At 32.9% G+C, this 23,511-nt stretch carries 25 protein-coding genes; 19 read left to right on the forward strand and 6 right to left on the reverse strand.

What is annotated here, in order from left to right; translation table 11 throughout:
* The first annotated feature begins 46 nt into the window (after positions 1-46).
* From AAFN75_RS09860 to AAFN75_RS09905, 10 genes are all read left to right on the forward strand, one after another.
* Positions 47-949, forward strand: coding sequence for a geranylgeranylglycerol-phosphate geranylgeranyltransferase (locus AAFN75_RS09860; protein ID WP_411806180.1), 903 nt, complete (start codon positions 47-49; stop codon positions 947-949).
* A 170-nt stretch (positions 950-1,119) separates the two neighbouring features.
* Positions 1,120-1,962, forward strand: coding sequence for a pseudouridine synthase (locus AAFN75_RS09865; protein WP_144115404.1), 843 nt, complete (start codon positions 1,120-1,122; stop codon positions 1,960-1,962).
* A 646-nt stretch (positions 1,963-2,608) separates the two neighbouring features.
* On the forward strand, positions 2,609-4,060 hold the full coding sequence (locus AAFN75_RS09870; RefSeq protein ID WP_411806181.1) for an arginine decarboxylase: 1,452 nt from the start codon (positions 2,609-2,611) through the stop codon (positions 4,058-4,060).
* 4 nt (positions 4,061-4,064) lie between these two features.
* Positions 4,065-5,000, forward strand: coding sequence for an agmatinase (speB, locus tag AAFN75_RS09875; RefSeq protein ID WP_411806182.1), 936 nt, complete (start codon positions 4,065-4,067; stop codon positions 4,998-5,000).
* Positions 4,987-5,964, forward strand: a complete 978-nt coding sequence (locus AAFN75_RS09880; RefSeq protein ID WP_298495037.1) for a deoxyhypusine synthase family protein — start codon at positions 4,987-4,989, stop codon at positions 5,962-5,964. Before speB ends, AAFN75_RS09880 begins: the two co-directional genes overlap by 14 nt.
* 2 nt (positions 5,965-5,966) lie before the next feature.
* Complete coding sequence (locus AAFN75_RS09885) at positions 5,967-7,493, forward strand: bifunctional GNAT family N-acetyltransferase/carbon-nitrogen hydrolase family protein (protein WP_411806183.1); 1,527 nt, start codon at positions 5,967-5,969, stop codon at positions 7,491-7,493.
* A gap of 48 nt (positions 7,494-7,541) precedes the next feature.
* Complete coding sequence (locus AAFN75_RS09890) at positions 7,542-7,865, forward strand: hypothetical protein (protein WP_298495043.1); 324 nt, start codon at positions 7,542-7,544, stop codon at positions 7,863-7,865.
* A gap of 11 nt (positions 7,866-7,876) precedes the next feature.
* A complete protein-coding gene (locus tag AAFN75_RS09895) occupies positions 7,877-8,098 on the forward strand; it encodes a hypothetical protein (protein WP_092847992.1) in 222 nt (73 codons plus the stop codon).
* Between the two features lie 22 nt (positions 8,099-8,120).
* Positions 8,121-8,906, forward strand: coding sequence for an RMD1 family protein (locus AAFN75_RS09900; protein WP_411806184.1), 786 nt, complete (start codon positions 8,121-8,123; stop codon positions 8,904-8,906).
* 137 nt (positions 8,907-9,043) lie between these two features.
* On the forward strand, positions 9,044-9,424 hold the full coding sequence (locus AAFN75_RS09905) for a hypothetical protein (protein WP_411806185.1): 381 nt from the start codon (positions 9,044-9,046) through the stop codon (positions 9,422-9,424).
* 42 nt (positions 9,425-9,466) lie between these two features.
* Here AAFN75_RS09905 and AAFN75_RS09910 read toward each other — a convergent pair whose 3' ends face one another.
* Positions 9,467-10,930 (reverse strand): mannosyltransferase, encoded by a 1,464-nt coding sequence (locus tag AAFN75_RS09910; RefSeq protein ID WP_411806186.1) that lies wholly within the window; start codon positions 10,928-10,930, stop codon positions 9,467-9,469.
* A 125-nt stretch (positions 10,931-11,055) separates the two neighbouring features.
* On the opposite strand from AAFN75_RS09910, the gene AAFN75_RS09915 reads away from it, so the two are divergent.
* From AAFN75_RS09915 to AAFN75_RS09955, 9 genes are all read left to right on the forward strand, one after another.
* Entirely contained in the window at positions 11,056-11,319 is a 264-nt protein-coding gene (locus tag AAFN75_RS09915; protein WP_411806187.1) for a hypothetical protein, read from the forward strand.
* Positions 11,320-11,525: 206 nt separating this feature from the next.
* The gene (locus AAFN75_RS09920; RefSeq protein ID WP_411806188.1) at positions 11,526-12,959 is read left to right on the forward strand and encodes a helix-turn-helix domain-containing protein; all 1,434 of its coding nucleotides are present in this window, start codon (positions 11,526-11,528) and stop codon (positions 12,957-12,959) included.
* 142 nt (positions 12,960-13,101) lie between these two features.
* A complete protein-coding gene (locus AAFN75_RS09925; protein ID WP_411806189.1) occupies positions 13,102-13,806 on the forward strand; it encodes a T9SS type A sorting domain-containing protein in 705 nt (234 codons plus the stop codon).
* A 10-nt stretch (positions 13,807-13,816) separates the two neighbouring features.
* Positions 13,817-14,629: a DUF4412 domain-containing protein gene (locus AAFN75_RS09930; protein ID WP_411806190.1), complete on the forward strand. Its 813-nt coding sequence runs from the start codon at positions 13,817-13,819 to the stop codon at positions 14,627-14,629.
* Positions 14,604-15,089, forward strand: a complete 486-nt coding sequence (locus tag AAFN75_RS09935) for a hypothetical protein (RefSeq protein WP_411806191.1) — start codon at positions 14,604-14,606, stop codon at positions 15,087-15,089. Before AAFN75_RS09930 ends, AAFN75_RS09935 begins: the two co-directional genes overlap by 26 nt.
* Before the next feature lie 69 nt (positions 15,090-15,158).
* Complete coding sequence (locus tag AAFN75_RS09940) at positions 15,159-15,659, forward strand: hypothetical protein (protein ID WP_411806192.1); 501 nt, start codon at positions 15,159-15,161, stop codon at positions 15,657-15,659.
* 82 nt (positions 15,660-15,741) lie between these two features.
* Complete coding sequence (locus tag AAFN75_RS09945; RefSeq protein WP_411806193.1) at positions 15,742-16,314, forward strand: hypothetical protein; 573 nt, start codon at positions 15,742-15,744, stop codon at positions 16,312-16,314.
* A gap of 231 nt (positions 16,315-16,545) precedes the next feature.
* Positions 16,546-16,911 carry a hypothetical protein gene (locus AAFN75_RS09950; RefSeq protein ID WP_411806194.1) on the forward strand — a complete coding sequence of 122 codons (366 nt, stop codon included), beginning with the start codon at positions 16,546-16,548 and terminating at the stop codon, positions 16,909-16,911.
* 50 nt (positions 16,912-16,961) lie between these two features.
* Entirely contained in the window at positions 16,962-17,345 is a 384-nt protein-coding gene (locus tag AAFN75_RS09955) for a hypothetical protein (RefSeq protein ID WP_411806195.1), read from the forward strand.
* A 278-nt stretch (positions 17,346-17,623) separates the two neighbouring features.
* Here AAFN75_RS09955 and AAFN75_RS09960 read toward each other — a convergent pair whose 3' ends face one another.
* From AAFN75_RS09960 to AAFN75_RS09980, 5 genes are all read right to left on the reverse strand, one after another.
* A complete protein-coding gene (locus AAFN75_RS09960; protein ID WP_411806196.1) occupies positions 17,624-19,114 on the reverse strand; it encodes a cellulose synthase family protein in 1,491 nt (496 codons plus the stop codon).
* Positions 19,114-19,803, reverse strand: coding sequence for a glycosyltransferase family 2 protein (locus tag AAFN75_RS09965; protein WP_411806197.1), 690 nt, complete (start codon positions 19,801-19,803; stop codon positions 19,114-19,116). Before AAFN75_RS09965 ends, AAFN75_RS09960 begins: the two co-directional genes overlap by 1 nt.
* Positions 19,800-20,276 carry a toxin-antitoxin system YwqK family antitoxin gene (locus AAFN75_RS09970; RefSeq protein WP_411806198.1) on the reverse strand — a complete coding sequence of 159 codons (477 nt, stop codon included), beginning with the start codon at positions 20,274-20,276 and terminating at the stop codon, positions 19,800-19,802. Before AAFN75_RS09970 ends, AAFN75_RS09965 begins: the two co-directional genes overlap by 4 nt.
* A gap of 119 nt (positions 20,277-20,395) precedes the next feature.
* Positions 20,396-21,985, reverse strand: coding sequence for a 4Fe-4S binding protein (locus tag AAFN75_RS09975; protein ID WP_411806199.1), 1,590 nt, complete (start codon positions 21,983-21,985; stop codon positions 20,396-20,398).
* Between the two features lie 2 nt (positions 21,986-21,987).
* A complete protein-coding gene (locus tag AAFN75_RS09980; protein ID WP_411806200.1) occupies positions 21,988-23,295 on the reverse strand; it encodes an NAD(P)/FAD-dependent oxidoreductase in 1,308 nt (435 codons plus the stop codon).
* Positions 23,296-23,511 lie beyond the last annotated feature (216 nt).

Below are 23,511 nucleotides of genomic sequence, written 5' to 3' on the forward strand. Positions count from 1 at the left end.
TGTTATCCTGAAAATTGTTTCAGGAACTTTCCAATTACGTTTTAATATGCTATCAAGAAAACAGAAACATATACTCGTTAAATTTTTCAGTATGTTTTCTGTTGTTCGAGGCTACAATATTCTAATTGTTGTAATTGCCCAATACTTAACGGCCGTTTATATTTTGGCTCATGATATTCCCGTTAAACAGGTAGTACTAGATTTAAATTTACTCATGTTAGTATTAGCATCTGCAGCAACCATTGCAGGAGGCTACATAATTAATAGCTTTTACGACTCCGAAAAAGATTTAATAAACCGCCCCATAAAATCTAGGTTGGATAGGTTGGTAAGTCAAAACACCAAACTATCATTTTATTTTGTGCTAAATTTTATTGCGGTAATCATGGCAAGTTACGTGTCGTTTAAAGCTGTAATGTTTTTCTCCATTTACATTTTCGGAATTTGGTTTTACTCACATAAGCTTAAAAAAATGCCGTTTATAGGCAATTTAACCTCGGCAATACTAACTATTACACCATTTTTCGCCATTTTTATGTATTATAAAAATTTCGAAACCGTAATTTTTGTACATGCTATTTTCCTGTTTTTAATGATTTCTATGCGCGAACTCACTAAAGATTTAGAAAACATAAAAGGCGATATAGCACAAGGTTACGTTACTATTCCAGTGGCATATGGCGAAAAAATGTCTAAAATATTACTTACCATTCTAGCAGCACTAACCTTAATACCAACCTATTTACTTTTGTATCGTTTCGAGGTAGGGCACATGTATTATTTCTTTTATTTAAGCTTTATACTATTGCTCATTTTTTTATTTATGCTCTGGAAATCGAGAACCAAAATACAGTATTTAATATTGCATAATATATTGAAATTCATAATTTTAGCAGGCGTATTTAGTATCCTGTTAATCGATGTAAGTGTAATATTAAATCGTATTTAATTTATTTTGGCGTTACCACAAGGGTCAGGCTTTTCGCTGCAAGTCCTCGCACCTCCTATCGTCGGGCTGTGGGCTATCCGCTTCAATCCTTAACGCTTAAGCAACAATTCGTTAATCAAAAATCGTTAATCGTAAATTATTAGATATATCTTTGCACAAAATAATAAGTAATGAATAAGCATAAAGGCAATAAAGATAAAGGAAAGCCATCGGGACGCGGCAGTGGAAACTCGCGCTCTACAAGTTTTGCTAGAGGAAATGCTCCTATAAAGAAAACAAACACAGCACCTAAAAAGTCGAGTAACCCAGACGAGATTAGGCTAAATAAATTTATAGCCAATTCTGGTATTTGTTCGCGTCGTGAAGCCGACGAGCATATTGCTATTGGTTTAGTAACGGTAAACGGTAAAGTAATTACCGAAATGGGGTATAAAGTAAAACTATCGGACCAAGTTCGTTACGATGGTGCTAATATAAGACCAGAAAAGAAAGCCTATGTGCTTCTTAATAAGCCAAAGGGCTTCGCTACTACTACAAGCGAAGGTAAAGGCCGTACGGTAATGGATTTAGTTGCAAACGCAACATCATCGCGTATTAAACCCATAGGACGTTTAGGACGAAACTCTAAAGGTTTATTATTGTTTACTAACGATGAGGCCGTGGCAAGTAAATTTACAAACTCTAAAAATGGTGTGCCACGTTTATTTCATATCGAGTTAGATAAAAACCTAAAACTAGAAGATTTAAAAAAGATTCAAGCAGGATTTAAGGTAGAAGGAAAACTAATTGAAGTAGAGGAAATTAGTTATATAGATGGTGCATCAAAAAAAGAAATTGGTTTAAAAATCAAGAATACAGGAAACACTATAATCCGTACTATTTTCGAATATTTCCATTACGATATTATTAGTTTAGACTGTGTAACTATTGGTCATTTAACAAAAAAAGATATTCCTCGTGGTAGCTGGAAACACTTAACAGAGCAAGAATTGAACACGCTTAAAATGCTTTAATAGTTAAAGTAGAGCATTTTAATTTAAGTAGTTATAAGACATGAGTCCCTTTAGGTTTTTTAACCTGAAGGGACTTTTTTCTTAAATAATAACCAAACATAAGGCAAAGTTGGTGTTTTTAATAGTATACGTTTTTTGCGTAAGGGATAGCAGTGAAAAGCCCACAGAAAACCCTATTTAAAAATAGGATTTTTGAGGACTTGAAACGTATAGCCCGACCTAAGCGATCCTGCAAGGTTTTAAAAACCTTGCAGGAATGAGCGTGGTAATGCCTTGGCAATGAATATTGTAGCTGCTCGATAAAAAAACATTAAAAAAAGTAAAAAAAAGTTTGGCGTATTAAAAAATAAATTACATTTGCCCTGTTTTTTAAGCACTAAAACTTAAAAAGTAGCTGAACACTTTGAAACCTGTTTCTATGTTCGGGCTTTTGAAAATTAGGAAGTCATACTCAAAAGCAGCTTACAGATTAAGCGACCGAATTTTAAAGCTCACTTCCGTTTCTCCTATACATGCTATACAGCATGAATATGCTTTTGTGCCTACAACCCAAAAGGAATTTCGTATTTGATATTGTTAATTTTTTATTGGCTTAACGTGTAGTTAATACACCAATCACATCTTTAACATTTATTAAAACAAAACATTGAATACAAAATATATTGATTTAATCAATCAGACTTTTGATTTTCCTCAGGACGAATTTAAAGTTGATAAAGGGCAGTTGCATTTTCATGATATTGACTTAATGCAATTAACAGAACAGTATGGCGCACCGCTAAAATTCACGTATTTACCGCAAATATCTAACAATATTATGCGTGCTAAAAAGTGGTTTGCAGATGCTATAGAGAAACACGACTATAAAGGCAAATACAATTATTGCTATTGCACTAAAAGTAGCCATTTTAAGCATGTTTTAAACGAAGCTTTAAAAAATGAAATCCATATTGAAACCTCGTCGGCTTTTGATATCGATATTGTTGAGCGCTTAAAGGAGGAAGGTAAAATTACCAACGATACTTTTGTTATAAGCAACGGGTTTAAACGTGCGCAGTATGTTACTAATATTGCGCGTTTAATTAATAATGGGCATAAAAACGCCATTCCTATTATTGATAATTACGAGGAAATCGATTTACTATCGCAAGAAATTGATGGCAAATTTAATGTTGGTATCCGTATCGCATCAGAAGAGGAGCCTAAATTCGAGTTTTATACCTCGCGTTTAGGAATTGGATATAAAAATATTGTGCCTTTTTATAAAAGCCAGATCGCTAATAATAAAAAAGTAGAGCTTAAAATGTTACACTTTTTTATTAATACAGGAATTCGTGATAATGCGTATTACTGGAACGAACTTTTAAAATGTTTAAAGGTTTATACTAGCTTAAAAAAGATTTGCCCAACATTGGATAGTTTAAATATTGGTGGCGGTTTCCCTATTAAAAGCTCGTTAGCTTTCGATTTTGATTACGAGTATATGGTCGATGAGATTATCAATCAAATTAAATTAACTTGCGAGGAAGAAGGCGTAGATGTACCAAACATTTTTACAGAATTTGGAAGCTTTACAGTAGGCGAAAGTGGTGGCGCTATTTACGAGGTGTTGTACCAAAAGCAACAAAACGATCGCGAAAAATGGAACATGATAAACTCGTCTTTCATTACAACATTGCCAGATACTTGGGCTATTAACAAACGTTTTATATTATTAGCGGTAAACCGTTGGCAAGATAGTTACGAGCGTGTTTTACTAGGTGGTTTAACTTGCGATAGCGACGATTATTACAATAGCGAGCAGCATATGAATGCCATTTATATGCCAAAATATAATAAAGATAAACCATTGTATATCGGGTTTTTTAACACAGGTGCTTACCAAGAAACCATAGGTGGTTTTGGAGGTTTGCAGCACTGTTTAATTCCGTCGCCAAAGCATATTTTAATTGATAGAGATGCCGATGGATACCTTACTACAGAGTTATTTGCAGAACAACAAAAAAGTGAAGACTTACTAAAAATACTAGGTTACAACAAAACTCAAAACACTTCTGCGAAAGCTGAAGCGACCGTTGTATCTGAAACACAAGAATAAACAAATGGAAAATACATACGCAGGGATTCCTGAAGAATTAGCAAAATTAGAGCAAGCAAAAATTGTTTTAATTCCTGTGCCTTACGATGGTACAAGTACATGGCAAAAAGGTGCCGATAAAGGCCCAAAGGCTTTTTTAGATGCTTCGGAAAACATGGAGCTTTATGATATTGAAACCGGAACAGAAGTTTATAAACAAGGTGTGTTTTTAGCTGATGCGGTTACAGAAGATGCTTCGCCAGAAGCCATGGTTGAGGCGGTGCATCAAGCCACTAAAAAGTATATTAAAAAAAATAAATTCGTTACTATTTTTGGAGGCGAGCACTCAATTTCTATTGGTACTATTCGTGCCTTTAACGAAATGTATCCTAGTTTAACGGTATTGCATATTGATGCGCATGCCGATTTAAGAAAGGAGTACGATGGTTCTACTTGCAATCATGCTTGTGCGGTTTACGAAGCAAGCCAGAATACAAACCTTATTCAGGTAGGAATTCGCTCTATGGATATTATCGAAAAAACGGTAATGGACGAGGAGAAAACCTATTTTGCTCATGATATGGCAATAGATGATACTTGGATGGATTCGGCTATCGATCAAATGACAGAAAATGTGTTTATTACTTTCGATTTAGATGCTTTCGATCCTTCAATTTTACCAAGTACAGGAACTCCAGAACCAGGTGGATTATTATGGTATGAAACCCTAGAGTTCTTAAAACAAGTTTTTGAAGAGAAAAACGTGGTAGGATTTGATATTGTTGAATTATGCCCAAATAAAAAAGAAAAATCATCAGACTTTTTAGCTGCTAAACTTTATTATAAAATGTTAAGCTATAAGTTTGTAAATGATGATGCAGAAGCTGAATACGATAACAATTACGAAAACCCAAAACAAAAAACGAATACTTTAAAATTTACTGACGATGACAACTACTAAAGGACCAATTTCTCAATTTATTGAAACGCATTATTTGCATTTTAATGCAGCTGCTTTAGTGGATGCTGCTAAGGGCTATGAAGCACAATTGGAGTCTGGTGCTAAAATGTTAGTATCGCTTGCTGGTGCTATGAGTACTGCCGAGTTAGGTAAAAGTTTTGCCGAAATGATTCGTCAGGATAAAGTGCATATCATTTCTTGTACAGGAGCAAACTTAGAAGAGGATATCATGAATTTGGTAGCACATTCACATTATAAACGTGTACCAAATTATCGCGATTTAACACCTCAAGATGAGTGGGATTTGTTAGAAAAAGGATTAAACCGTGTAACCGATACCTGTATTCCAGAGCACGAAGCATTCCGTCGTTTACAAGAGCATATCTATAAAATATGGAAAGATGCCGAAGCTAAAGGTGAGCGCTATTTACCACATGAGTATATGTACAAAATGTTATTGTCTGGAGTGTTAGAGCAATACTACGAAATCGATTTAAAAGATTCTTGGATGTATGCTGCAGCCGAAAAAAACTTGCCAATAGTATGCCCAGGTTGGGAAGATAGTACTATGGGGAATATTTTTGCTAGCTACGTTTTAAAAGGCGATTTAAAGGCAAGCACCATGAAATCGGGTATAGAGTACATGACGTTTTTAGCAGATTGGTATACTAACAACTCATCAAAAGGTATTGGGTTTTTCCAAATTGGCGGTGGTATTGCTGGCGACTTTCCAATTTGTGTTGTACCAATGTTATATCAAGATATGGAGCGCACAGACACACCGTTTTGGAGCTATTTTTGTCAAATTTCAGATTCTACAACAAGTTATGGTTCGTATTCTGGAGCTGTACCAAACGAAAAAATTACTTGGGGTAAATTAGATATAAATACACCAAAATTTATTGTGGAGAGTGATGCTACTATTGTTGCACCTTTAATTTTTGCTTACCTTTTAGGTCAGTAATCATGGACGCAAAAAAAATAGAAAATATCGAGCTTAAATATTTAACTGTTGATGATTATCAAGAGTTAAAAGAAGCCACATTAGAGTCTTATGCAGGTGTGCTAGATTCGTATTGGAAAAAAGATCATATTATTCAATTAACCTCTATGTTCCCAGAAGGGCAAGTGGTTATAAAAATTGATGGCGATATTGCGGGTTGTGCATTGTCTCTTATTGTAGATTACGATAAGATTGATGATAACCATACCTACGCCGATATTATTGCAGGAGAATCTTTTAAAAATCACGATCCAGAAGGCGATGTGTTATATGGTATTGATGTTTTTATAAAACCAGAGTATAGAGGTTTGCGTTTAGGCAGACGCTTGTACGACTACAGAAAAGAAATCTGTGAAAACCTGAATTTAAAAAGCATCATATTTGGCGGTAGAATGCCAAATTACCATAAACACAAGGAGTTTTCGCCTAAAGATTATATTGAAAAAGTAAAGCGCAAGGAAATTCATGATCCTGTTTTAAATTTTCAAATCTCTAACGATTTTCATCCGGTAAGAGTTTTAAAAGGCTATTTGGAAGGTGATACAGCATCAAATGAGTATGCCGTATTAATGGAATGGGATAATATTTACTATACCAAACCAACACGAAAAGCGGCTTCTGTAAAAACGGTAGTGCGTTTGGGCTTAATCCAATGGCAAATGCGACCATATAAAGCCTTGGAAGATTTAATGCAGCAGGTGGAGTATTTTATTGATAGTGTAGCAGCATATCGATCTGACTTTGCAGTGTTTCCGGAGTTTTTTAATGCACCTTTAATGGCAGAGTTTAACCATTTGCACGAACCCGAAGCCATTAGAAAACTTGCAGAATTTACAGAGGTTATAGTTAATAAACTAAAACAGTTATCTATATCGTATAACATTAATATTATTTCTGGAAGTATGCCAGAAGTTGTTGGCGATAAGCTATATAACGTAGGTTATTTGTGCAGACGAGATGGTAGTTTTGAGCGTTACGAAAAAATTCATGTTACGCCAGACGAGGCTAAAGTTTGGGGTATGCAACGAGGTAATTCATTAAAAACCTATGATACCGATTGTGGTAAAATTGGGATTTTAATTTGTTACGATTCTGAGTTTCCAGAATTATCGCGCTTACTTTCAGATGAAGGTATGGATATATTGTTTGTACCTTTTTTAACCGATACTCAAAATGGATATTCTCGTGTGCGTTTATGTGCGCAAGCTAGAGCCATTGAAAACGAATGTTATGTGGCTATTGCAGGAAGTGTAGGGAATTTGCCAAATGTAAATAACATGGATATTCAATACGCGCAATCGGCCGTATTTACGCCTTGCGATTTTTCGTTTCCTAGTAATGGTATAAAAGCTGAAGCCACACCAAATACTGAAATGATATTGGTTGCCGATGTGGATTTAAGCTTGCTTCGAGAGCTACATTCTTTTGGTGCCGTTAAAAATTTAAAAGACAGAAGAAAAGATTTTTACAATGTTATTCGTGTTAAATAATCATAAATAGTATATTTATAACATCTAGTAACCCCAACTTTAAGAAAAATGAAAAATAGAAATAGTAACTTAAAACGTGTTATAGTCGATTTTAAAAAATTGACGCCAGAAATTTTAGCTTTGCTAGTAGAACGTTATCCCGATGGTTATGATGACGATGATGTAATCTCGTTTAAAAATCAGCATAACGAACTTGTTGAGGCTGTCGAGGTTATTACAGAAGATACTAAGTATTTGGTAAAAGTAAGTACTAAATTATCGGTAACTATGGAGAATTATGATGAAGATGATTATGAAGATTTTGATAATAACGATCCTGAAGCTGTACAACCTCCAGATTTAGCAGACGAAGATACAGAAGACAACGATTAAATATAATTATTATGAGAACTGCCGCTTTTAAATCTTACAAAAACGGTTATTACAATTTTTGGTTTGAAAACGGTGAGGAGCTAGCCTTCGAAGAGGTGCACCCTCGCGTTTTAAAGCAATATGATTTACAAAATGACGAATCTTTAATTGATAAGGATTTTAGAATTACCTTTATAGAAGCAGGTGATGACGATAATCCTATTTACGTAGTTCAAAGTTTAAAACCCATTTAATACACATAGTTTATAGCATAAAATGTATACCGTAGTTGCTTACCAAGTAGCTAGTGCTATCAATATAAAAACTAGTAAACACCAGTTGCCGTGGCAATTAGTGTTTCAAGATAGCGACGAACTTTATTATAAAAGTTCAGAAAATCAATTTGTTTACTTTTTTCAGTATGGTATGGTTAGTTTTTTCAACATGACCGATGTTGAAATTGCTGGCGTATTACAAGAAATAAAACCTTTTAGTACCAATTATTTTACTGAAAAATTATCAGATTCGGTTGAGATTCTTATTCAACCCAATACACAGCAAGTCCAATTTGATAGTGTTATATTACCAAGTATAGACGAAGAAATGATTCGTTTGGTATTATTAAACATTTCACAATCTGTAGCCTTAGATCGTTATTCTGAAATTACGGAGGAATTGCTTATTGAAACCAACAAACACACGTTATTTCTTGAAGAAAAAGGGAAACTGGATATTTCTGGTAATAAGTTAAAGCGTTTTATAGGTAAGATTCTCAACATAAAAAATAAAATTTTAGAGAACCTGTATATTTTCGATTCGCCCGAAATAACATGGGAAAACGAACAGCTCAACAGGCTTAATCAAGATTTAAAACGCACCTTCGATTTACAGGATAGATACCGCCTAATTCACGACCGTATAGAGATTATTAAAGAGAATCTAGAACTCTTTAAAGATATTATGGATCATAAGGAAAGTAGCCGCTTAGAGTGGATTATTATTATCTTAATTGTTATTGAGGTTGTAGATTTATTTATTGCAAAATTGTCAGGTTTAATCTAATCTAGATGTTATAATAAATCGTATATTAAAATGCTGCAAGTTAGTGGTTTTATGTATGGACTGGTTTAAGTGTTTTTACATTAATTCTAGTTAGTCCTAAAACAAAGTATTTAGTTAAATTTTAAATTGTAAAAAAGATGAAAACAAAAAAGTTAATCGTGTTTAGTGGTTTATTATTGGTTTTTTTATCGCTGTCTAGCTTTAAAAGTGAGGCCTATTTACATGCCAATTTGGTAAGTGTTGCAGATCAAGATGGGTTACTTGTGTATGCCACATTCGATGGGAAAGAAGACTATGGCTATAACTTTATCACTAAAGATAGAGAGGGCGAAGAGAAAACATTAACCTTTCAAAAAGTAGATGATAAGGTTTTAGAAGTCTTTAATTTAGCAGACGAAAAGTTAATTGGTGCAAAGTTTAAAATCACCTTTAATCGTGTTATTACGTTTACAAAAGATGAAGATGGAATGGACGATCAAGATGAAACCAATACCATTACAAAGTTAGAAAAGCTATAGATTTGTTTATGGTTTAAATGGTGTTTAGCGCCATTAAATAATTTAGGCTTCCAGAACTCTGGGAGCCTTTTTTATAAAGACTTCCCAAATAAAGACGCCGTAAACCACTAGATATTCTAAGCCAATTATCCATAGGTTTTCAGATTTATCCATAGAGTTTACATTTACATAAGCCAAATAGCTTAAAATAATAACAAAACTCCATACCAACGGAAATTTATACTTGGTAAATACCGATAAAATTAAAAGCATTGCAATATACCAAGGGTGCACTGTTGTAGCTGTAAAATAGTAAAACGAAAGTGCCATTAACATAGCTGTGATTAACTGTATCATGGTTTTGTTTTTTCTTAAAAAACTCAAGCTTATAACAAAACAAACCACAAGTATAGAGGCCGCTTTGCCAATAATTGCAATTTCATTATAGCCTCTAAATAAATAGCCAATTTCTCTAGCTATATAATATAAGCTCGCATTAAACTCGAAATTACCAAACCACAAAGCAACTGTTTTACTGTAATTATTTATAAATTCTGAAGAATAAAAAGGCGCAAAAAGTAGGACTGTGGTTAGTATAACTACGGCGTAAAAAGCAATTAGTTTTGTCATACCTTTCCAGAAATTATAACGAGGAGTTGGCAACAAATCTAACTTGTTTTGATTTGGCGTGTGGGCGGCTTCTTGGGATGTTTTTTTTACGATATTCCAATCGCCAAAAACAAACCACTGATAAAATAAGGGTAAGAACAATAACGGAATAAGTTTTGTAGCCACAGAAAGCGCAAAAACAACCGCTGCAAGCACCCATTTGTTCGAGAAAAGTAAATACATGCTCCAAACTAGAAAGAACACCATAACACCCTCAAAATGCAAATTGCCTGTAAGTTCTATTATAACAAACGGATTTAAAATATACCAGAATATGTGGTGCCCCGGAAGTTTAAGTTTTTCTAAAAGTTTAGAGCCGTAGTGAAGTGTTCCAAAATCGGCAGCAATAATAAGCAAGCGCATAACGATAACCGAGCCTAAAATACTTTTACTAGCAAACAAGGCAGCAATAGTAAAACAAAGTTGGTTTATTGGCGGGTAGTTGGTAAAATGGCTAGCGTTTAAATCGCCCATACCTGCACGAAGTTCTAAAGCTTGAGCAACTGGATATTTGCCGGCGTTTATAAAATATTCTACGGTGTGCAAATAGGGGTTTATGCCTTCTAAAATCATTCGGCCATCCCAGATAAAACGGTAAAAATCTTGCGATAAATTGGGAATAGCCAATATGAATACCGCTCGAAACCCAAAAGCTAAATAGGTTAAGGCTTTTGTGTTGTGCTTTAAATGATTAATAATATTATAGAATAAAACAAACACGCCTATGTAGAGCATGATGAGCTTTATATAATCTGTTCTTACTAAATTATATGCAAATGCCCAATAAAACAATAGACTAGACAAGGCCATTAGTAATGGCAATTTGTTTAGTTTATTAAAGGTTGGGTTTAAAAACATTTGGTAAATATATGATTATTTGTTTGTCGGTGTAAAAGGTGAAAGGCTTACGTTAAGAATAATACCCTTATTTTGTTACAATAAAATGCAAAAACAGCTCTTATTCCGTTACAAAGGATATGTTTTTGTCATTAAACACCATTAATAATCATACACCACATTTTTGGGTACGCGAAAAGGCGCAAGCTTCATCAGAAGTAGATTTGGTGTATCAATATAAAAATAAGGTGATTCCTATAGGAATAAAATCGGGTCCAACCGGAACGTTAAAATCTTTGCACGAGTTTATAGAACGCACAAATAATAATTATGCAGTGCGTATATATGCTGGTGTATTTAATATTGAAAATCATAAAACTCCAAATCAAAAAAACCTTATAAACTTATGAATTTGCCATATTATTTAGGAACGAAGATTCCTGAATATATTGCTTATTTTATTGGAAATTATTAGACATCATTTGTAAGTGCCATGATAGGGTTATGATTGTCCCATCTAAAATATTACCCTAAGATTAATAGAATATGCATTCTTCTTAATAAAAATCAATTATATTATTGGTTAGTTAATAAAGTAATACGATTTTTGTTCAGAATGAATGCACCTAAACTTATATTAATAGCTTTTTTAAGCTTAGCTACAAATCTTACTATTGGTCAAGAATCAGACTCAATTCTGCAAAAAATAAATAATTATATTTCACTAGCAAAACTAGATTCGGCTAAAATATACATTCAAACCAATTTAGAAAAAGTCAAAGGAAAACAAGATAGAAATGAGCTAAATTACCAGTTGGTAAAAGTTTTATTTGTACAAGGTGATTATAATCAAGCCCTAAAACAGGCTTTTAAATCCCTGGATAGCATAAATGACGAAGCGCAAAAAGTGAGATTTAATTTCATGATTGCATGTGTGTATTCTGCAATAAAAGATTATGATAAATCTATTAGTTATTTTGATTTGGTAATAAAACATAATCTAGACACTTCTTTTAACATAAAAACACACGTTTTATTAGCACAATTATTTATAGAGCGGAAAGACTCCATTAGTGCTGGTTTTGCATTTTCTGAAGCTTATAAGTTAACACAAGATAAAAGTTTAAATGTACACCCAAAATTAAAAGACCACATAGATATTCAATATCATTTTTTTAATAAAAATTACGAAATCTGCAAACAACAGAATTTTAAAATAATTAAGGATAGTACGAGTTTTTTAAATAACAAAAGTTTAGCCTATTCCATGATTGGATCATGTTTAGTTAAGCAAGACTCATTGTTATTAGCTACAACCTATTTTGATGAATTTTTAAACTTAACCTTTGAAACTAAAGACCCTGAACAAATTAAAGCTGCGTCAAAAAAACTAATAGATGTGTACGAAAAACTAGGAAACCAAGAAAAGGCTAATACTTACCATAAAATATATAATGAAGCAGAAAATGACACTTTAAATTTTTCTATAGAAAAATATAGAGACCTTTATACACTTGAAAAAAACAGAGAGCTAAAAGTTATTAAATCTAAAAATCTAAAACGCAACTTAATTTATGGTTCTATTTTCATTCTTATAATTGCATTAGGTTTTTACTTTGTTTTTAGACGTAAGATCGAGAAATTTAAATTTAATTATAAGGATGAAAAAACTCCTGGTAAAAAAATTGTTATTAGCGATAGTGAAATTGATAAGATAGAAATTGCAATTAAACAATTTATTAAGCAACAGTTATTTTTAAAACCAAACATTACACGAAAAACATTTTGTTTGGATAACGACATAAAATCAGAGCGCTACTTAAGTCAATATATTAATGATAAATACAAAAAATCATTTTCAGTATTTATAAATGATTTACGGGTTGATTATGCTTATAACCGTATTCAAAATGACAAGTTATTTAGAAATTTAATTATTGAAGAAATTGCAAAAGCATGTGGTTTTGGGTCTAAAAAAAGTTTTGAACGTGCTTTTCAAGCAAAATATAACGAAACTCCTTACAAGATTATATTAAGGCTAACTAGCTAGTATCACCATTACTACAAGAGGTCAATTCGCGAAATGTCGCAACTACTCTTATAATCATTACTCCATTCTACCTTTTCAAAAATAACTTTCCAATAGATTTGTGTCTAAATTTATATTAACACAACTCTATTTTTTAAAAATAATGAAGAAACAAATTACGTATTCATTAATTGTTATAGCACTAATTAGTTTTAAGTCTTTTTCGCAAACCTCTTCAAACGATGACTGCTCAGGAGCAATAAATTTAACTTTTGGCACGCAGGTGTCAAGTTCTACGGACTTTGCTACAAATTCGGGTGTAAGTTCATCCTGTGATTCAAACCACCAAGATGTTTGGTATAAATTTGTTGCACCAGCATCAGGAAATATATATTTATATCTAGAAGGAGGCGGTATACAAAACTATACCATTTATGATGATTGTCTTGGTACTAACGAAATAGATTGTGGAGGATCTGGTGAAAATTATATCAGCGCTCTGCAATCTGGAGCATTATATTACATAAGCATAAATAAAATACCTTTAGCCTGTAAAGGTAAAGGAGATTGCGATCTTAACTTTACACTTGCAATATATCAAAACGTTTTATCTCAAAATGAATTTATTGTAGATGCGTTTAATTACTACCCAAATCCGGTTAAAGACGAGTTAAATCTTAAAGCAAAACATCCAATAGCAAAAATTGAAATTTTCAATACTTTAGGAAACATAGTATGGATTATTAGTAATGTAAATGCTTTAAAAACTAATATTAACGTTTCAAACTTACCGTCTGGAGTCTATTTTATTAATGTTTACTCTAATCAAAAAATTAAGACAATAAAAATTGTTAAAAGCAGTAATTAAATATCATACTATGAAAAAAATAGCGTTGTTAACCGTTTTGTTTCTATGTGTTTCAGTATCGGTAAATGCCCAATTTTTAAAAAAGTTAGGCCAGAAAATTGAAAATGCAGCAGAAAAAACCATAGAACGAAAAGCTGAGCAAAAAACTCAAAAAGAAACCGAAAAAGCTTTTGATTCTGCATTCAATAAAAAAAGTAAAAATAAAAAGACTACAAGTTTTCCAAGTATTTCAAATGTAGCTCCAAAAGCGAGTTATGTATTTAGCCATAAAGCAGAAATGCAAATAAAGTCTGGAAAAGAAGTCATGGATATTGCATATTATTTACCCGATTCTGGAAATTTCTTATGTGCAGAAATTAATGATAAAAGAATAAAAGGTAAAAATTATACTGTTTTTGATGTAGACCGTGAAGCTATGTTCAGTTTTATAGAAAGCGAAGGTCAAAAAATAAAAATAGGTGTTTCTTTCAAAACAGATGAGTCTGATAGGGAAGAAGAAAAATTTGAAATTACTGAAACTGGTAAAACTAAAATCATATTAGGTTATAACTGTAAAGTCTATAAAATGGTTGGTGAAGATATGACAGCTACAATTTGGGTAACCAAAGAGGTTGATATTAGATTTCCAAGTGATTTTTATAAAATAAAGCAAGACAAAAAAACAAACAATCAATGGATGAAAGACTTAGATGGTTGGGCTATGGAAATGGTAATGATTGACACATCTAAAAGAAGGCCGCAAACCATAACAATGACTTGCTTATCAATAGAAAACTCTAACTTAAAAATAAACTCAAGTGATTATAATAACATTGGTCAATAACAGCTTTAAAAAGCTGGTTTTAGGATTTATACTACCGCTATTTTTAATGGGGTGTAGTTTAACTGGAGAAGAAATTGCAAGGCTAGATATTAATAAGCTTAGCACAAAGAATAATTTTATTTTTAAAGAAGCAACTCTAGACTTGAAAAAAGGAGATGAAATTACTTTTTGGTCTGATATGGATATGGAATATAAGGGAACCGTAAGCCTAAGATTTAGACTAAAAATATTTAAAAATGGTGTTGAGGTTTCTCAAATAGATATTGACCCAACAAAAAAAAATATTACTATTGGAGAAGTAAAAACAGCACTTATGGACAAAACCAATTGGAGTTTTACAGGTAAAAACCACGAGCTAAAAATAGAGGAAGATGCTACTTATGCTTTTAAAGCCGTTTTAATTTCATCTAAACATCCAAGTCTTAAAATTAATAAAGCAGAATTAATAATTAAAAAATAAATTATCAAGCTAATAACCAATATGAAAATTAAAACAACACTAATTATAGGCCTTATTGTTACATTTTTTATGTCATGTAATAATGATAAAGAAGATTTAGGAAGTCATGTTAATAATACTCACAATGTAGAAATTAATGGAGAAATACAGAGTATAGCTAGTAAAACACCAGCTTTTTTAAGCAATTTAAGTTCTGTGGAACCAGGAGAAGAAGGCTATGGATTATCAATAAGCATCACTTTATCAGACAAAACATTTGTAAACTTTATATTTTACAATAATGATGAAAATGCTGAAAATGTAATTTTGGGAGAGTATACTACTAACTTTGAAACAGCCATTTCTAATACTGAATGTAGATATTTTTACGTTTCAGCTCTTAATTCGAATAATGAATTATTTATTTCAGTAGATGATATTTATAATCATAATATTGAATTAATTAAATGCGATAAAACTAGCAAATTAACTTCTGGAGCATATGATGTAACGCTTACAAATCCACAAAATAATGAAACGATGCGTCTAAAAGGTATATTTACAAACGAACCTATAATTGTGTCAAATTAATGCTGTTTAGCCTTTAATTTCAATTAAAAGTCCAAGTTTTAAAATTAATTAAACAGGACTAATTTTTAAAAATAATTTAATAATGAAAAACCTAATATTTACATTAATTTGCTTTACACTTTTAAGTAACTGTAAAAAAGATACCTCTAAATCAACTACAGAAAAAAATGGAGTTATAACAGAAACCAATAAAAAATCTTATGATAAAGTTATAGATTTTAATTGTGATACCTTCTTTAAAAAAGGTGATTACTCTTCATTGTGTTTTACAGACTCAAAATTACCTGAATACAATAGTAGAGGCTGTATTTACAGTTTTGTAACAAAAGGTGATAAGCATAAACAGGATATTAAAATTCAGTTTACAAACAAAAAATCAGCAATGCTTGCCGAAATGCACTATAATTTAAAGAAGAATAACTATAAAAAAGGAGTTATATCAGATGTGTCCAATCTTGGTGATGCTGCTTTTTTTGATGTACATCGTACAGAGTTAAAATCATTAAGCACAAGTAATAAAGATTTACACATACGTTATAATAATATAACATTTGTTATTATGGTTACATACCAAAGCAATACTAAAATGCCTTGTTTTTATAATGATAAAGATCTAATAGCTTTTGCTAAAGCAATCATTAAAAATTTAGAATAGCATGAAAAATTACGTGTTTGTAGTAGTTTTACTATTTGTATGTTATGCTTGCAAAGAAGATTCAAAAAGCCCCAAATCTACTATTACAGATATACAAAAAACACCAAAAACACAAGAAACTCAAAAACAAAAAAAACGCAAGAAACCGCAAAAACTTCCGATCAGGCAAAGAATGTTATAGAGAATTTTAATAAAGATCTAACTAAAGGTTCTCAAGTTGAATTACCCACAATGCAATCAATAGATAAAAATACTATTGAAAAATTATACCAATATAGTGGTATCTCAAAAGAAGAGTATCAACTAAAACTTAATAAGCCAGATACTCTAAAACAGCTTATAAAATATTTTGAAAAACATATAAATGATGCCAAGCCTCGTAGAGGGTTTCAATTAAAAGTTGAAATTACACATGAAGAATTAGTTTCTAAAAACACGCCCACTGGAGTTTCTTTAGAAGAAGCTATATTGTTGCTTCAAAACGATGTAAAAGTAAATCTAACACCTGAGAAAATAAAGAAAATAGACTCCGTTTCTGGAACTAAAATACTTTCCGAATTATCTGAAAAAGATGTAAAAATGTTATCCGATTTGTAAACCTTAAAGAAGGGCAACAATTAAGATCAATAGGCGTTAAAGCTGGATATATGCACTCTGCTAAAGAAGCAGAGGACTATTTAAAAGCGCTCGAGACCATGATGGAAAACTATACAAATGGCTCTTTAAAAGCAAGTCCAAAGTTTAAGTCTAGAATTGAGAACAGTATAAAGATTGTAAAATCTGCTCAAAAGAAAATCAACAAAAGATCAAAAACAGCGCAAGATGATTTTAAAAAGCTGAATCCAGATTTATACTTTGGAGAAGACGTGGGAGAAACCTTTTTTGGTGGTAAAGTACAAACGGCTGTGTATTTACCTTTAGGAAGGTTATCTGTTGCCGATAAAGTTATTAAAGCAGAGCATCCAAAAATTAAAACTGAATCAGTCAAACAAATTTCCTTAGCCGCATTTAAAAATAAGAAGAACTTCTAATATTCCCGAAGCAAAAACTATTACTGGTTTAGGAGATGAAGTCTACATTGGTTTTAATATAAGTCAAGATCATAAAGAACAATATTTAGGGGTACGAGTTGGTAACGTTTCAGTTACTTTGGTTTTTGAACATGGGGCATCAATTGCGTCACAATCCTGTATGGCTAGTAATGAAAACTTAGAAAGACTAGGGCAAATAGTTGTTGATCGTTTGGAAAAATAGTAAAAGAAAACTAACAATTATATAAAAGGCATGTTGAGATATACTTAGTTTCTAATTAAACCTTAGACGCCAAAGATTTAAAAAACACATAGCCAAAACCTACGCATAACATAAAGTGAAATGGGAAGAGTCCGAAATCGCCACCTTGGTTGCCTACTATAAAGGCGCTGTACATACCAAAACCGAAATAGAGCATAAGTAGTCCTTCGAAAATGACGTTTACAGATATGTTAGGTTTTATATATTTGTTGTTTTTCCAGTTGTCTTTATACTTACTGATATTGAATTTTGGTGTGCGTACAAATTCGGATTTTTTACCTATGTGCCCCTCTAAAACAGCAATGGAGTTATGTAGCGAAAAGCCCATGGCTATTGAGAAAAAGACGAAAAACATACCTATGTAGCGGATAAAGTTTTTAAAGCCGCCGCCATATATGTTTTTGTACATAAACCAGTAACATACAAAAAATATTATGGTGCTCATTACAAAGAAACTCATAACGTAAAAATAAGGGCGTAAATGGGCATATTCGTTTTTTATATAAAGCATAGGGATGCTTAAAACACCAACTATAAGCACGTTTAAAAACATGGTGCTGTTTAATAAATGCAGCAAACCGTGTACTTTGGTTTTAGCTGAAATGTTTTTGCTTTTTACAACGCGACCAAGCATTTTTTGGAAGTTTTCTGCTCCGCCTTTATTCCATCTGAATTGTTGTGAACGCGCTGCGCTAATTACTATAGGAAGTTCGGCAGGGGTTTCTACGTGTTCTAAATATTTAAATTTCCAGTTTTTAAGTTGTGCGCGGTAGCTAAGGTCTAAATCTTCGGTTAGCGTATCGCCTTCCCAATTTCCGGCATCGATAATACAGGCTTTACGCCAAAGTCCTGCGGTACCATTAAAATTTATAAAATGACCTTTACTGTTTCGGCCAACTTGCTCTAGTGTAAAGTGGGCATCGAGCGCGAAGGCTTGAATTCTTGTTAGTATAGAATAGTTGCGGTTTATGTGTCCCCAACGGGTTTGTACAACACCAACGGCTTCGTCTTTAAAATAGGGTACGGTGCGTTTTAACCAGTCTGCTTCTGGTAAAAAATCGGAATCGAAAATAGCAATAATACTGCCTTTTGCGATTTTTAAACCTTCTTTTAATGCACCGGCCTTAAAGCCTTTACGGTCTGTTCTCGTTATTTGTTTTATATCTAAGCCTTGGGCTTGAAGTTTTTGAATTTGTTTTAGAGTAGTTTCTACGGTTTCGTCTGTGGAATCGTCTAGAACTTGAATTTCTAACTTGTTTTTTGGGTAATCTATTTTTGCAATATTATCGAGCAAACGTTCCATAACATACATTTCGTTATAAACCGGAAGTTGAATGGTAATGTATGGAATTTCGTCTGGGTTTGAAAAATCGAATTTTGGCGAATTGTCTTCGAGTTTTTTGGATGACAGGTAATTAAAAAGTAGGTTGAGTTGTGCCAATGCATACATGAAAATTAGCAAAAGCGAAATGGTGTATATGACTATAATTACGGTTTCTAATATCATTATTTAAAACTATATTTAAAAATCCAACCTAAGATTTTTATGCCTGCAAATATAGCACCTTTTACCGTACCTGAAACTTTTGAGACACCTATTCTATTGCGGTAATTTACTGGTATTTCGGTGTATGTAAGTTTTTGCTTAAGTGCTTTGAGTTGCATTTCTACGGTCCAACCATAGGTTTTGTCTTCCATGTTTAGCGCTAGTAATTTATTGTATTTTATAGCTCTAAAGGGGCCTAAATCTGAAAACTTAGCACCGAAAAACAACTTCATTAAATTGGTAGCTAGCCAGTTACCGAAAATTTGTGGTCCTGTCATAGACCCTTTTTCTCTTAGTTGTTTTGTGCGTGCTCCAATTACAAAATCGATATCATCATTAATAATGGGAGCCACAATTTTTGTAAGCTCTTCTGGGTAATCGCTATAATCGCCATCTAGAAAAACAACAATATCTGGTTTTATGGTTTGGTTGGCAATATGTTGCATGCCTTTTAAGCAGGCATAGCCATAACCTTTGTTAGGTTCTTTTATAACGGTTGCACCTGCATTTTTTGCGTTAATCTCGGTATTGTCAGTAGAGTTGTTACTCACCACAATAACCTCGCTAACGGTTTTGGGAATATCGTTAATTACGTGTGCTATAGAATCTGCTTCGTTATAAGCAGGAATGATCACTTTTATTTGGGTCATTTAAGATCGCTAAGTTTATTGTCTTTTTTAAAGGATGCAAAGGTAGTCCATTCTTTTATTTTTTTTCCTGCCTTATATTTTGACGCCGAAATAAGCTTTTCGTTTTTATACATAAGGCAAAATCCGTTTTTTTGATTGTTCTTTAATTGGCATTTATGGTTTATTTTTTCGCGGGAGTCATAAAACAACCACCAATTAGTTTTTTTTCCGTTTGTAAAATGCCCTTCTTTTTCGAGAGTGCCAAATTTGGTATAGAACTTCCAGTATTTAATTTCTTTATCTTCTGAAAAGTGGCCTTCCTTTTTTAAACTACCGTTATCAAAATAGAACCTCCAAAAGGCCGTTTTTTGATTGTTTTCTAGCCAACCTTCAGCTTTAATTGTGCCGTTTTCGAAATAGCTGCGTTTGTATATTTTTTCCGCGAAAGCGTTAAAACTAATAAACACTATTATAATGATAATTACCTTTTTCATTTCTTGTAATTAGCTAGTGGACAAAGAATCGCTGAGGTTTTATACAGATATACATGGCATTTTTTAGGTATTATATATATTCGTTTTATGCTGAAAACTCTGCGACTGATGCTGAAAACTTATTTCTTATTTACTAAATCCATTAAATCTACATCGTTTCCTAATAATATTTCAGTCGGATTAATACGGCCGTCCATACTATCATTTTCAAGTTTTAAAACACCTCTTGGGCAAACTGCAGAACAAACGCCACAGCCAACACAACTAGATCGTACTATGTTTTCACCTTTTTGGGCATAATGTCTAACATCAATTCCCATTTCGCAACTGTTAGAGCAGTTACCACACGAGATACATTGACCTCCATTGGTAGTAATTCTAAATTTAGAAAATAAACGCTGTTGGAATCCTAAAATAGCGGCCATTGGGCATCCAAAACGACACCAAGAACGGTTACCTAAAATAGGGTAGAAGCCGGTACCAATTACACCAGAAAATATAGAGCCTATATAAAGGCCATATGCCGATCTAAGTGCAGAGCCTTTTATAAAGAAAACGTGTTCTGTTGTACCGGTAAAATACATGATTAATAATAGCGCAATAACGCTAAAAAAGCCAATAGCGCCATATTTAGCATCTTTACCTAGCTCCTTGCTTTTAAATAACATAACACCTGCAAAAACTAGGGTTAAAAAGCCTATAACTAAAGAGATGAAAAGCCCACGTGTTAACCAAAAATCGTTTTTATCGTAACCTAAATAAGTGTAAACCATGGCAACTGTCATGACAACAGAAAATACTAAAACGGTATGTATTAACCAACGTTCTAGTTTCCAAGCAGACATTTTTTTAGAAGATAATTGTCTAAAAGAATCTCCAGCAGTTTCTGCTAATCCACCACAACCGCAAACCCAAGAGCAATACCAGCGTTTACCATATTTGTAAGTTAATATAGGCGTTATAATAAAGGTTGAAAGGATACCGAATACTATTAAAGCTAAACCAATATTACCGTTGGAAAGGAATCCGTTTACAGACCATTCATCAAAAATGTAATAGTTAAGTGGCCAAATACTTTTAAGATCGTAATATGGTAAATCGTTATTCATAACGTACATGAATTCCGGAATTAAAAAGGCAAAACCTAATTGGAAAAACATTACCGATCCTGTACGTATTTGTTGGTAGCGGTTATGGCGGTATTTAAGTATAAATTTATATCCAAAGGCTAAAATAGCAATGGTATAAAGTGTACCGTAAACGAACCATTGGCTTGCTGGTCTGCCGCTTAATAATTTACTTAAGGGGTCGAATAGGTGTACTAATCCTGTGTTTTCGGCGCCATCTTTTCCTAAACCTAAATATTGAGGAAAAAAATAAAGCACTATATAAAATGTGGTAAGTACAACGCCTAAAACATAACCCCAAGCGCCATGGGAAGATATAGATTTAAACCAAACACCATCATTTTTTATGCCTTCTAACTTGGTTAAATAGGCTTCTCTGGAGTAGATTATAACACCTAAAGAAATCATGCCTAATGAAAGTGTTAAGAACAAACCTTCGTTAGGGAAATTAGTGTTTAGCAATGCTAAAGCCATTATAAAAAGGCCGATAAAGCCAATAGCTAATGCGACTTTTTGTTTCGTTGAAATATCTAAAGCATCTGGTTTTGCTAAAGACATACTATTATTTATTTTATTACTCATGGTTAGGCTATTTGCAATTGTTTGTTGTAGGTTGAAAGTATATCGGCTTCGTAATGACTATAAAATTCGGGATCGAAATTAGCCTCAGGAAGATGGTTTATAACGTAATCGACATCGCGTTTTTCTGTTAGCCAAGTATCAAAAGTTTCATGGCGCATTCTAATCCCAAAGGTGTTTATGCCTAAAAATTCTTTTGTTGTTTTATGGTAAGCTACGGTTATGCATTTGGTATCGTCCTCATGTTTCCAATGGAAATGTTTTTCATAATCTGGACAACTACGTTCACTAAAAACCCAACCATAAGTTTGGTATTCAATGTCTAAAAATTTAGCAGAGTTAAACCAATGTCCAGGGTTGTATTGTATTTTGTTTCCGCAAATAGTTTGTGCTAAGGTTTCGCCCATCATACGGCCTGTGTACCAAACGGCTTCAATGGTACGACGACCATTTATACCTTCATGCTGTTCGGCGCAATCGCCAATAGCGTAAACATCTTTAATGTTGGTTTCTAAATACGGGTTTACTTTTACACCTCTTCCAAGTTCAATATTAGAATCTTTTAAAAAATCGATGTTCGGCGTAACTCCGGCTGTTAAGCCTACCACATTACACTCAATTTCTTCGCCGGTTTCTTCAATGATTATAGATTTTACTTTTCCGTTTTCGTCGGCCTTGATTTCTTTTAAATTAGTAGCAAGGCGTAAATCTATATGATGATTTTTTATATGTCTGTTAATCATTTGGCTTTCTCCACTCGGTAAAACGCCATTCCAGAAGCTATCTTCTCGCACCAAAAAGGTAACCGGAATATTTCTAGAGTTTAGCATTTCGGCCAACTCAATTCCAATTAAACCACCACCAACAATTACGGCGCGTTTACAAACATCTTTATTTGGCGCGTGCTTCTCAAGGTTTTCTAAATCTTGCTTGTGGTACATGCCCATAACACCTTCTAGATCTTGACCTGGCCACCCAAACTTATTTGGTTTGCTGCCTGTGGCAATAATAAGTTTATCGTAATTTAAAGCATCACCTTCTGCAAAATGAAGTGTTTTTGCAGTAGTATCTATATTGTTAACGTATCCTTTTTTAAGCTCAATTCTGTTTTTCTCCCAGAACCAATTCTCGTAGGGTTGGGTGTGTTCAAATTTCATGTGTCCCATGTAAATATACATAAGTGCAGTTCTAGAAAAGAAATATTCGGTTTCTGCCGATACTATGGTAATCCTTTTGTCTGATAGTTTTCTAATATGTCGAGCGGCAGTTACTCCAGAAATTCCGTTTCCTATAATAACAATGTGTTCTTCCATGTTTTAGTAATTGGGTTGATTTGTTAGTATTATCTATGAGACTTTTTAGAACAAAAACTTGATTTGCTTAAATGTAAATTCAAAAGATAATGATTGTTCTGTCGAAGCTAAAGGTAATAACTTAACACAAGGGTTTAATTTAGAACAAGTTTAAATTGTTGGTGTTTTGTAAGGTTTTCAACTATCGTAAAATATTATTTTTTTTAAGGAGTGTTG

Origin of the sequence: Algibacter sp. AS12 (assembly GCF_046736315.1) — a bacterium.
Lineage (GTDB): Bacteria > Bacteroidota > Bacteroidia > Flavobacteriales > Flavobacteriaceae > Algibacter_B > Algibacter_B amylolyticus.